The organism is Saccharicrinis sp. 156 (assembly GCF_050589685.1).
Classification (GTDB): domain Bacteria; phylum Bacteroidota; class Bacteroidia; order Bacteroidales; family Marinilabiliaceae; genus Saccharicrinis.
Map to the genome: position 1 here is coordinate 166,415 of NZ_JBNGOS010000012.1, position 10,998 is coordinate 177,412.

General features: G+C 35.7%; 12 protein-coding genes. 6 read left to right on the forward strand and 6 right to left on the reverse strand.

The window, feature by feature from the left end; translation table 11 throughout:
* The first annotated feature begins 53 nt into the window (after window positions 1–53).
* The 4 genes from ACRD64_RS09735 to ACRD64_RS09750 are packed head-to-tail and all read left to right on the forward strand — an operon-like array spanning window position 54 to window position 2,341.
* The gene (locus tag ACRD64_RS09735; protein ID WP_430933129.1) at window positions 54–728 is read left to right on the forward strand and encodes a bifunctional 4-hydroxy-2-oxoglutarate aldolase/2-dehydro-3-deoxy-phosphogluconate aldolase; all 675 of its coding nucleotides are present in this window, start codon (window positions 54–56) and stop codon (window positions 726–728) included.
* 51 nt (window positions 729–779) lie between these two features.
* Complete coding sequence (locus ACRD64_RS09740) at window positions 780–1,874, forward strand: sugar kinase (RefSeq protein ID WP_430933130.1); 1,095 nt, start codon at window positions 780–782, stop codon at window positions 1,872–1,874.
* Window positions 1,875–1,886: 12 nt separating this feature from the next.
* Entirely contained in the window at window positions 1,887–2,159 is a 273-nt protein-coding gene (locus tag ACRD64_RS09745) for a sulfatase-like hydrolase/transferase (RefSeq protein ID WP_430933131.1), read from the forward strand.
* A complete protein-coding gene (locus ACRD64_RS09750; protein WP_430933132.1) occupies window positions 2,132–2,341 on the forward strand; it encodes a hypothetical protein in 210 nt (69 codons plus the stop codon). The genes ACRD64_RS09745 and ACRD64_RS09750 overlap by 28 nt, the downstream gene beginning before the upstream one ends.
* Before the next feature lie 225 nt (window positions 2,342–2,566).
* Here the strand turns inward: ACRD64_RS09750 and ACRD64_RS09755 are convergent, their stop codons facing one another.
* The 3 genes from ACRD64_RS09755 to ACRD64_RS09765 all read right to left on the reverse strand — a co-directional run bounded on the left by ACRD64_RS09755 (window position 2,567) and on the right by ACRD64_RS09765 (window position 4,970).
* The gene (locus ACRD64_RS09755) at window positions 2,567–3,166 is read right to left on the reverse strand and encodes a site-specific integrase (RefSeq protein ID WP_430933133.1); all 600 of its coding nucleotides are present in this window, start codon (window positions 3,164–3,166) and stop codon (window positions 2,567–2,569) included.
* 26 nt (window positions 3,167–3,192) lie between these two features.
* Window positions 3,193–3,303 carry a phage integrase SAM-like domain-containing protein gene (locus tag ACRD64_RS09760; protein ID WP_430933134.1) on the reverse strand — a complete coding sequence of 37 codons (111 nt, stop codon included), beginning with the start codon at window positions 3,301–3,303 and terminating at the stop codon, window positions 3,193–3,195.
* 467 nt (window positions 3,304–3,770) lie between these two features.
* A complete protein-coding gene (locus ACRD64_RS09765; RefSeq protein ID WP_430933135.1) occupies window positions 3,771–4,970 on the reverse strand; it encodes a Fic family protein in 1,200 nt (399 codons plus the stop codon).
* A gap of 30 nt (window positions 4,971–5,000) precedes the next feature.
* On the opposite strand from ACRD64_RS09765, the gene ACRD64_RS09770 reads away from it, so the two are divergent.
* Window positions 5,001–6,299 (forward strand): IS1380 family transposase, encoded by a 1,299-nt coding sequence (locus tag ACRD64_RS09770; protein WP_430933136.1) that lies wholly within the window; start codon window positions 5,001–5,003, stop codon window positions 6,297–6,299.
* A 103-nt stretch (window positions 6,300–6,402) separates the two neighbouring features.
* Here the strand turns inward: ACRD64_RS09770 and ACRD64_RS09775 are convergent, their stop codons facing one another.
* The 3 genes from ACRD64_RS09775 to ACRD64_RS09785 all read right to left on the reverse strand — a co-directional run bounded on the left by ACRD64_RS09775 (window position 6,403) and on the right by ACRD64_RS09785 (window position 8,289).
* Window positions 6,403–6,909, reverse strand: a complete 507-nt coding sequence (locus ACRD64_RS09775) for a hypothetical protein (RefSeq protein ID WP_430933137.1) — start codon at window positions 6,907–6,909, stop codon at window positions 6,403–6,405.
* Window positions 6,910–7,289: 380 nt separating this feature from the next.
* Window positions 7,290–7,520, reverse strand: coding sequence for a DUF4248 domain-containing protein (locus ACRD64_RS09780; RefSeq protein WP_430933147.1), 231 nt, complete (start codon window positions 7,518–7,520; stop codon window positions 7,290–7,292).
* Between the two features lie 532 nt (window positions 7,521–8,052).
* A complete protein-coding gene (locus tag ACRD64_RS09785) occupies window positions 8,053–8,289 on the reverse strand; it encodes a DUF4248 domain-containing protein (RefSeq protein WP_430933138.1) in 237 nt (78 codons plus the stop codon).
* A 413-nt stretch (window positions 8,290–8,702) separates the two neighbouring features.
* Here ACRD64_RS09785 and ACRD64_RS09790 point away from each other — a divergent pair, with 413 nt between their 5' ends.
* Window positions 8,703–10,943: a S8 family peptidase gene (locus ACRD64_RS09790; protein WP_430933139.1), complete on the forward strand. Its 2,241-nt coding sequence runs from the start codon at window positions 8,703–8,705 to the stop codon at window positions 10,941–10,943.
* Window positions 10,944–10,998 lie beyond the last annotated feature (55 nt).

Below are 10,998 nucleotides of genomic sequence, written 5' to 3' on the forward strand. Positions count from 1 at the left end.
ATACATCATGTAAATCATCTCGTTACTTGCTACTCACTACTTGATTCTATAAAATGTACACATTTGATAAGCAGGCTATGAGGCCTGAAATGATTAAACGAATTGATGACGCCGGTGTAATGGCAGTGTTGGTGGTAGACCATGTAAAACATGCTGTGCCTTTGGCAAAGGCCTTATTGGCCGGAGGTGTCGATGCCATTGAATTAACGCTACGCACACCTGTTGCTATAGAAGCTGCTAAGGCAATCAAAAAAGAAGTGCCTGAAATGACGCTTGGTTTTGGAACTGTTTTGTCTACCGAGCAGGTTAAAACAGTTGTAGATGCTGGTGCAGATTTTGCTGTAGCACCGGGATGTAATCCTAATGTAATAGCGGAGGCTCGAAAGCAAGGCTTAGATTTTGCTCCGGGTATAATGACACCAACTGATATTGAAATGGCAATCCATGAAGGCTGTCGGGTTTTAAAACTTTTTCCTGCTGAAACTTCTGGAGGAATGGCACACCTGGAAAGCATGGTGGCACCTTATCAATACCTTGATCTTAAATTTATTCCCTTAGGAGGATGTAATATGGAGAATGCCCGAACTTATTTGGAATCGCCATTAATAACTGCCATTGGTGGCTCCTGGATTGCAAAGCGCAAAATGATACTCGATGAAAACTGGGAACTCATTACACGTAATGCCAGAGAAATACACACTTTAATTAAGGAGATTCGTAATAAATAACAAATCTACCAGTTGCTAAATACTAACAACTGGTAGCTAGAAGGTAAAATCATGAAAAGAATTATAACATTCGGAGAAATAATGGGGCGTATATGTCCTGAAAATTTTCAGCGCTTTCGTCAGAGTATGCCGGGGAAGTTAGATATGACATTTGCAGGAGCTGAAGCTAATGTGGCTTCTTCAATTGCTATGCTAGGGGGCAAAGTACGTTTTGTAACCGCTTTACCAAATAACGAAATGACTGAGGCCTGTTTACAAGTACTAAAAGGAATTGACGTAGATACTACAGGAATTAAATTGACAGATTATGGTCGTTTTGGCTTATACTTTGTGGAGCGAGGTGCCAATCAGCGTCCAAGTCGTGTAATGTATGATCGAGACTATTCTGCGGTATCCATGACAAAAGGCGAAGCCTACGACTGGTGTGAATTGCTGAAAGATGGAGCCTGGTTGCATACTACTGGTATTACACCTGCTTTGTCCGAAGTTTGTGCGCATGCCACAGAGGTTGCTGTTCGAACTGCAAAAGAAAAAGGCTTAACGGTGTCATGCGATTTAAATTTCAGAAAGAAGCTTTGGCAGTGGCAAAATGGCACATCGCCAAGTATATTGGCTGAAAAAACAATGCGTGCCATTCTTCCATATGTGGATGTAGTAATTGCCAATGAGGAGGATGCACACGATGTATTGGGAATATCTGCCGGCGATACAGATATTGAAGGTGGTCAGTTGGATATTGATAAGTATGTTGATGTGGCTAAAGAAGTTGTAAAGCAATTTCCGAATGTAAAGAAAGTGGCAATCACCTTACGTGAGAGTCTATCTGCCACTCATAATAATTGGGGAGCCATGCTGTATGATGCAGCATCAGATACGGCTCATTTTGCGCCTTTAAATGAGCAAGGGGAATACATGCCTTACGAAATAAAGGCCATAGTTGATCGTGTTGGTGGTGGTGATTCTTTTGGCGCTGGTTTAGTTTTTGCTTTGAATACGCCTGAATTGTCAAAACCAGATCAAGCGATTCGATTTGCCGTGGCAGCCTCCTGCTTATGTCATTCCATTAATGGTGACTTTAATTATTCATCACGTTCTGAAGTAGAAGCCTTAATGGGTGGATCCGGATCAGGTCGTGTTGTACGATAAAAAAAAATGAAAATGAGATTATACACATGCGCAGGAGCCCTTATTTTGTTGTTGTCTTTCATAGCTTGTTCAACAAAAACTGATAAAGCACAAGCTCCACGACCAAATATTGTGGTTGTTATGTGTGATGACTTAGGTTACGCTGATGTTGGTTTCAATGGATCAACAGATATAAAAACACCTGCCTTGGATCAGTTAGCCAATGAAGGAATGAAGTTTACTTCAGCCTATGTGATTCATCCATTTTGCGGCCCCAGTTGTGCGGGTTTGATGGTTGGTATATAATTGCAGAGGCCAATGGAGAGGAAAACAGTGAGGTATATCCGTATGACTTAAAGGAATTGGCTGAAATAAATAAGAAGCCTGAAAGTCAATACTTTTTCCAGGTAAATAGTATTATTTCAGATAAGGAAGAAAGCTTGCCGCTTTTACCTGGTCAGGATGTGTTGCCCGATTTCCCTTTTTAACCTTTGAGGGGAGCGTATAGATGAATATTTTCCTTGATAAATTTGTTTCAGCTTACGTTAGTCTACAAAAACAAATTTTCAGTTTAGGACCTCAGCACTCCAACTGAATTGCTAATAGATTACTTTTCCAACCATACCGCTCACCACTTAGGTTGGTTTAAAATATAGACAAAAAAATGTTGGTAAATATCGCATACCGCAATATTTACTCTAAAATGATATGTTTTAATACAAATCCTTAATTTTCTCCATGTTCTTTTGAATCAAAGCTTCCGTTGTTCTCGCATAACGCTGAGTCATTTTTGTGCTGGAATGACCTAAAGTCTTTGATACAACCTCCAAAGGCATATTGTTTTCTAAGGCAATGGTTGTAGCCAAGGTATGTCTGGAAGTATGGGTTGATATGGGTTTATCAATACTGCATATGGTTCCAATTTCTTTCAAGTAGGCATTCATTTTTTGGTTACTAAGAACTGGGAGGACTGCGCATTTTTCAATAAGTTCCGGTTCGTATTCATACTTGGCCATTAACTTTTTGGCAGCCTTAATGACAAAGATGGTACTCATCTGATCGGTCTTAGTTCTCTTTTTATGAATCCAGGTAATTCCATTGCCATCTGTTGTGATATGCTCGCGTTTTAGAGATTTGGTATCGGAAAAGGCTAGTCCGGTAAAACAACAAAAGACAAAAACATCACGAACCTGTCTTAAGCGTTCCATGCCCATTTCCTTATGGATGACAATATCCAGTTCTTCTTTGGTAAGATAAACTGCATCAACTGGCTTTAGTTTGAATTTAATAGTTGCAAACGGGTCTTTAGTCATCCAACTATTTGCTAGGGCAATTCTGACTATCTTTTAAAGTTCTTCAGGTATTTGATAGTTGTGTTATGGGCGCATTTGCGTTCTGGTTTAAGGTACAACTCATAATTACAGATAAACTGGTGATTCAGGTCTTCCAAAGCTATGTCCTCACGTTTATATTGCCAACGAATAAAACTGCCTTTTTCTGCTTTTTATTGCACACTTTTGCACATAAAAAACCCTGTAAGTGTTGACTTATAGGGTTTTGCTTCGTTTTGCTTAGAAGCTATGTGGAGAGAGAGGGAACTGAAAATTTGCTTTATGTGCCCTATCTTCAATATTTTACGAATTCAATTTTTAAAGTCCTCTGTAAGTCCACCAAAAATGGGCAAAAATGCCCGTTTTAAATGCGTTTCAATGAACTCATTTCCCTCCAAAAGTAGCAAAAAGGAACCGAACCTAAAAATGGATTTTGTGTCAAGTTTTTTGATCAGAAAACTTGACGTTTGGAATTGAGAAGATTTAACGAGAGTAAATATTGGCAAAATTTACACTCGTTATGTTTTGAAAGGTAAGAACTACTCTCTTTAGAGGAATTAAATCTGATGTTTAAAAGAAATTAAATTTAGCTTATAAAGATCTCCTTATAATTTTCCTCAATAATGAAAACTTCTTCTTCAGTAAGTTCTTCAAAATGATTTTCTCTCTTTTTCTTTGATAATTTTCCTTTGCTTTGATTTAATAATTTAATAAGAAGGTCAACTTTTGTGTCGGGTAAATTAATAAAGGAATTTATTCTGTTAGTTAACATGACGTACTTTTCCAGGTAATCAATTTCCTCCGGAATAATTCTATTAATTGTTTCTTCAACGCATTCATAAAGAAATTCAGCTTGACGGGTTAAATCAAAGTAACGATACAAATCAATTGTGTCGTTTAGTATTTTTATATTATGGTCGGAAGTAGGTTCCCATTCAATCAAATCGATTCTTTGAGATGAGAAATCTTCTAATACATCCTGGTAATCACTAATTCGATCTAATATTGCTGATGAAACAGGGAATATCATGTCTCGTTTTGTATAACCCATCCATGTTAAGATGTGATGTATCAAATACCTGTGTATTCTTCCATTGCCATCAGAAAGAGGATGGATAAACACAAAGCCAAAGGCAATGGTAGTTGCTGTAAGTATGGGATCGTATTCGCTGTTTTGAAGAAGATTATTTGTGTTTAATAATCCATTCATTAGAGAGGTGAGATCTTTAGCTTTTGCGGATATGTGATCAGGTATTGGCGTATAAGTTTCTCGGTCATGTTCACCAATAAAGCTTTCATCCTCCCTGACGCCCATATTTTTTAATTTCTTAGAACCAATTACTACATGCTGGAGGCGTTCTATTTCTGATAGAGTCAATGGTTTTTTACCTGCTTGTCCTATTGCTTTACTCCAGTTTCTGGCTCGCATACTTGGAGGATATTCTCCTTCTATAGCAAAAGAGGCTTTTGAATCTTTTAATAACAGGAATGCAGCAGTCCTTTTAATTAGCTCTTTATCGTTATTGTTTAATCCTTTATCTATGGAATCTCTAATATTTGTAGAAATATATTTCTCAAGTTTTTGGGTCTTTCTAATTAGAGGGCAGAACTCAGGTGTTCCAGGTAAGTTATTTTTTATTCGATGTCTGGTAGAGTTTTTGGTTGGACCAGGATACTGTTGCTTTGGATTTAGTACTTCTACATAAGTACCTTTTTTTAACCCGAAAAATTCACTGCGTAGACATAGAATATGGGTGTAAAGTGTTATCTTAAAGGTGTATAACAATAAAAACAACACTTTTTATTACACCCAAAAATGAGCACTAAAGATACAGTATTTTATCGAGGCAACACAGCGGTAAATTTTGATTTTTCAGCAGAAGATATAAGTAGTGACGGAGCTATATTGCTACTAGAGAAATTAGAACGCAAACACCAATTAATTAAATACTTCAGTAGTGTCATGCCGGATGAACGCGACCCTTTTCGGATTATGCATAGCATGGAAAAGCTGCTCAAGCAACGAATTTATTCGTTAATGCTGGGGTATGAAGATGCCAACGATGTCGAATATCTGAAAAGCGACCCTTTGTTCCAGGATATCCTCGATGGGGAACTGGCCTCGCAGCCCACTATTTCTCGCTTAGAAAACAGCGTTGACAAACATTCGGTTTTTAACCTTTGCAATGCTTGGGTTGACCGTTACGTGGGCACTTTGGAAGGAAGAGAAAAGGTTGTGATTGACATTGATGCCACCGATGACCCAACACACGGGAACCAACAATTGTCCATGTTCAATGGGTACTATGGCCATTTTATGTATAACGAACTGTTTTTCCATGACGGGGAAACCGGGCAGATAATCGTTCCTGTACTTCGGCCAGGCAACAGCCATTCAAACAAGTGGTATGTGAGCATATTAAAGCGGATCCTGAAAAAAATAAAAGAGAAGCATCCGGAAATAAAGATTGTAATCAGGGCCGATAGCGGATTCAGCGGCTCTTCCTTTTATAAACTTGCCGATAACTTCAATCTCCAATTTGCCATTGGCCAAGCCAGTAATGAAGTGCTGAAAAGAAGAACTGCCCGTGCATCAAAAGCAGTGACACATTTGTTCGTTTCCCAAAACCAAAAACACCAACATTTCATGTCTTTTGAATACCAGGCAAAATCATGGCATGCGCCCCAACAATGTTATTCAAAGATAGAAAGCACCGGAAAAGGTTTAAACATTCGTCATATAATAAGCAACATGGATGAAAAAGACGCACGTGAAATATACTTTGGTTTTTATGTCAAACGTGGCGATGCCAGTGAAAACAGGATAAAAGAAGTCAAGAACATGTGTTTTTCGGACAGGCTGTCAAACCATGGCTTTTGGGCAAACTTTATACGCCTGATCTTTAGCAGTCTCGCATACGAAATGTTTTTGTTGGTAAAACAGGCAATACGTAAAACCCGAAATGAAGCAGCAAAAAAATGGCAAATCGATACAATTAGGATATCGCTGTTAAAAGTCGGAGCTACGATAAAAAAGACCAAGAGGCGTATATATTACAAGTTTTCCAAAGCATTTGCCCAGCAAGAATTGTTGAGTCAGCTGATGCTGCAATGAAACAACAAAATACGGCACATGGGATGGTTGTGTCTTATTGCCAAATATCAAGTGTTTTTTAATTTTTCCTGTTGCTTTCAGTAAGAAATATGTTCGTTTCTGATCAAAGATGTAATGAAAACTCCATTGGAAAACCTACTGTTGAAGTTAATCTAAAAATTCCCACCCTAAACATTGCGAGATGAATAATCCGGGTTAAGTTAGGGATATCAAGTTTTATTCCAAATAACCATTCGTATAAGAACCAAATTTTTCTAGCGTATTGTCCGGTTGGTTCGCTCAAAATATATTCCTTTATCTCCTCTTCGCCAATAAGTTGAAACATTGATTTTAGAATTAGTAAATCAATGCCTTCGTATTTTAAAGCAAAGACAATATGACTTATAGGATTACTATTGGGTTTGTGTCTCTTGGTGAACACTTGCCACCTTTTTGTACTATATCTTTGGTACTTATCTGTAATTATGGATAATTGCTTGGGGGTAGGTAAAACCTTACCTGTGTTTTGCTCTAATTCTTGAAGCATAAAAGCATAACCAGCTAACATTCCTTCTTCAGGGAGTGATTGTCCGTGAAAAATACTTACTTTTTGTGAAAAACGATTACTCATGTGCCTAAACTATGAATTATAGTTACGAAGATAACATGAAAAACAATTACTTTCCATGAAAAACAATTATTAATTAAATGTTTTTATGAAAAGTGGTTACGGAATCGTTTAAAGGAAGCTGTTTTTAGGAAATGAGTTGTTTTGTATTGCTTTGATATATAGTTATATGTCACTATATACTAAAACTTCCACATCGCTATATACTAGATTTGATACATAGGTATATACTAAAAATGCTACAGAGTTAGTTTGTTGCGATAATTTAATTACAGTTTCTCCTTAAATATGTTTGTATATGAGATGAATGGATTATACCTTATCGGGTATAAATAGGCCAATATAGTTGAGAATTATACCCGAAAGGGTATTGCTAAATAAAATTACAATTCTCCAAACTCTTCCTGACCAATACAAAAATGTTCCAGGATAAGCTCCAGTTCTTTGTGAGTAAAATAATGGGCACGTTTATTACGTGTCAGCTTATCAAGCTTAGTGCTTAATTCCTGTGATAGCTTTATCTCCTTTCGCAGTAATTGCATGGCGGAAGTTGTGTTTGAACTTTGAGGGTATAGCTTAACAGCTAAATCTTGTTTAATATTTTTCGGGGTAATATCATCGTATTGCGTTTAATATTATTCTACTTCATTTTGATGGTTGTAAAATTATATTATAAATCACAAAACGAACGACTTACGACTGTGCCAATTTGCGACACAACTATGCCAATCACTACCATTTAGAACATTTTTTTGTCTTCATACTCCACAGACTCTAAAGATCACCCCAAAAGCATCTAAAATATACCCTCATAAATGAAGCATTTTCACCATTTAATGATAGCTGCTGTTTTCATATTGGTGGTGATTTGGGTTAAGTACTATTGATAATGAGCAAAGCATCCACAAAGTACTCTCATAAATTTAGGAAGCATTCAAAAAGCACGCTTAATATACACTACAACATAGGCAAAGCTCTAAAAAGCAAGTACAATATACTCTGGATATGGTCTGTATATACTCTGAAAGTACTCTGAAGCTTGAAAAAGCACTCAAAAGCTATCTGTTTATTAGCTCAGATAGTGCTTTTGAGCTTGATTTCCCTAGGTTTTCTGTAAGTTTTATCATGATTTTCCCAAAGAAGTCCTTATAGCAGCTCAAATTCTTCCTGACTAATACAAAAATGTTCTAGGATAGCTTCCAGTTCTTTGTGCGTGTAATAATGAGCTCTTTTATTTCTTGTCAGTAATTCAAGTCTGTTATTCAATTCCGGTGACAATTTTATTTCTTTCCGGAGCAACTGCATCGCTGCATTAATATTTGAGCTTTGTGGATATAATTTAATGGCCAAATCTTGTTTTAATATTGTTCTTCTAAATATCATTTTAGTGAATCATTTTTGCGTTTTTCTGATTCAATTATAGAGAAATAGAATGCAATTTCAAAAGGAATGTAGAACATGGTAATAAATAGTAATAAAAGTAAAATCAATTGATTTTTAGATAGTAATAAATGGTAATAAATAGAAAAATGTCAAGGTTTAGAAGTGTGAAGTAATTTAGTCTGTACTCAGTAATATTTACTTGCGCTCAATTAAAAACCGCTAAAACGATAAAATACGATACAAAACAATTTTTTACTTGCTTTTACTATATTAGTATTTTTCAAAAAGGCCATATTTCAGCTGCTAAATTCAAGAAATTAAGGGTAAAATAGAAGTTCAGATATAAATGGTACTGAAAAAATCATTAAGTTTATTAATTAATTCAGCTTAAGTACTTAGTATCTCAGACCAAAATGAATAGACCTCACTTATATTTTAAAAATCCAGTTGAAGGAACAAGAACGTTAAAAGGACGACCAGGAGGAGGTGGAAAAGAAGATGATGAGAGAAATGCAAATCCAAAGGATTACCGTTTAATGGCATCTAATTTTTCTGATTGTCTTGCGAGATATGAGTCTGATTACATGGAAAGAGTTGAGGCAAGAACGATTGAGGTTGAAGATCATTTTGATTCCATAGAACTGAATTTCTTTGCTGGATTTGATGAAGTTAAATTCAAAGCTTATTACATAGATAATTTTGGGATTGAGTTATTACGATTAACTCATTTTAACCGTAAAGGGTTATTTGCAATTGAAGATGAAGAGAAGTTTGCTTCTTTTTTTCAGCAGCTAAATATTTTCATAAGCAATCAAGAGAATAATCTTAATAAACAATTTGATGCAAAAATCAAGTTTGTTAAAAGTTTCAAACTGTTCTCTACAGATGAACGATTAGGAAATATTAATAATTATAGTGTTATCCATTTGTCTTTTATGGGAGTTAACTCATTTATTGAAGATGACGTAATCGCTCCACAAAAAGAAGCTTTGAAATTGTTTCTTGAAGAAAACAACATTAAGTATGACTTTGATGAACAATTTGGAGAAGTATATGATATTCATGAAGACCTTCTAAGGATTATTCTTGATAATTTTGATTTTATATATGCCACTTGTTCTGGTTCCGGTGCTATAGTAACACCAAGTAAATTTAATATACCCAAACGTGAATATGGATTTGAGATAACTAATGCAGAGGAAGAGCTTCCAGTAATAGGAATTATTGATTCAGGTGTATCTTCTCAAACTCCTTTGTCTTCAATATTAGTAGGTGATGATGGTGAATATGATACAACTGGAACAGGCTCTTTTTATGATAGTGCTGACCACGGAACAGGGGTAGCTGCATTCGCAGCCTTTGGAAATAAATTAATTCCAGGTTATAACGGATTGGTGGAGGCTGATGCAAAAATATTACCCATTAAAATAATCGATGGTAGCAATGGGGCTATCTCTCAGAAGAAAATTGTTGATTTTATCCGGGAAGCAAATTTAGTTTATGGGGTTAGGATTTTTACTCTTGCTATTGGCTATACGGATTTTCCTTTAAAAGATAATCAAGAGTTTTCATCATATGCAGCTATGCTAGACAATGTAGCAGCAGAATTGGATATTCTAATTTTTATTTCTACAACCAACCACTTTATTAATAATTTGGAGATTAAAGATTATCCAAATAAATTTCAAATTAGCAATGCTAATATAGCTCCACCAGCAGAGAGCATGAATAATATGACAGTAGGTGCAACGGCAAATAATTTTGATACCAATGGAGTATATGGTCTTGCTGGAAATCATACTCATCCGGCATTATATTCTCGTAAATTCCATTATGATTTTGAGAATAAAGATGTTTTTAATCAAGCTACAGTAAATAAGTATTTAAGTAAGCCTGATATATTGATTGGTGGTGGAGATTATTATGAAACTTCTTTGTTTGGCATGGATGTTCTTGATGAGCAAGGTAAAACTTGTTTGGAAGTACTTTCTTCTGATTTAAGCGAAAGGACATTTCTAGCATTGGGGACAAGCTATTCAACTCCTTTAGCAGCAAATGTGGCTTCCAGATTGCTTAAAATATATCCAGGTATTAACATGCAAAGTGTTAAAGCACTTTTGATCAATGCATCTGAAGAAATAAAGTTAGGACAAGAGTTCAATACTTTCTCAAAAACAATGACTAGGCGTATAACAGGTTATGGGGAGTTAAATAATCAAATTTTATTTTCCAATAACAATGAGGTAACAATGGTTGTTGAGGATAAGGTTTCGGTTGATGAAATTAAATTATTTCCTCTAAATCTTCCAGATTACCTGAATATTGCCGAAAGAAAAAATGGACTATTGAAGTTTACAACGACTTTGTGTTTTAAATTTCAACCTAAAACGGATAATCAATTATCGTATTGTCCTATTCATCTTACATATGCCATAGGTAAAAATGTGGATATTGAAATGTCACATATTGAAGAACGAGAGAATAAGGATGGGGAAATTCGTCAGGTGGAAATTCAGGATGGTTATAATGGCAGTAAAAAGGACAAATATTGTTTAGGAAATAAAGGTTGGGTACAAGACTTTTATTATAGAGAAAAGATAGTGAGTAATGTACAAAAACATTCGTTTAATGTTGGATATTCCGGAGCATGTTGACCCCCTTCCCAAACGTTGGTTAAGGTTGTGTTTTAGCATGACATTCCGGCGGATG

Bases quoted from the DNA above. Each gene is read 5' to 3' on its own strand.
- ACRD64_RS09735 (WP_430933129.1), top strand. From the start codon at position 54: ATGTACACATTTGATAAGCAGGCTATGAGGCCTGAAATGATTAAACGA.
- ACRD64_RS09740 (WP_430933130.1), top strand. From the start codon at position 780: ATGAAAAGAATTATAACATTCGGAGAAATAATGGGGCGTATATGTCCT.
- ACRD64_RS09745 (WP_430933131.1), top strand. From the start codon at position 1,887: ATGAGATTATACACATGCGCAGGAGCCCTTATTTTGTTGTTGTCTTTC.
- ACRD64_RS09755 (WP_430933133.1), bottom strand. From the start codon at position 3,166: ATGACTAAAGACCCGTTTGCAACTATTAAATTCAAACTAAAGCCAGTT.
- ACRD64_RS09770 (WP_430933136.1), top strand. From the start codon at position 5,001: ATGAGCACTAAAGATACAGTATTTTATCGAGGCAACACAGCGGTAAAT.
- ACRD64_RS09775 (WP_430933137.1), bottom strand. From the start codon at position 6,909: ATGAGTAATCGTTTTTCACAAAAAGTAAGTATTTTTCACGGACAATCA.
- ACRD64_RS09785 (WP_430933138.1), bottom strand. From the start codon at position 8,289: ATGATATTTAGAAGAACAATATTAAAACAAGATTTGGCCATTAAATTA.
- ACRD64_RS09790 (WP_430933139.1), top strand. From the start codon at position 8,703: ATGAATAGACCTCACTTATATTTTAAAAATCCAGTTGAAGGAACAAGA.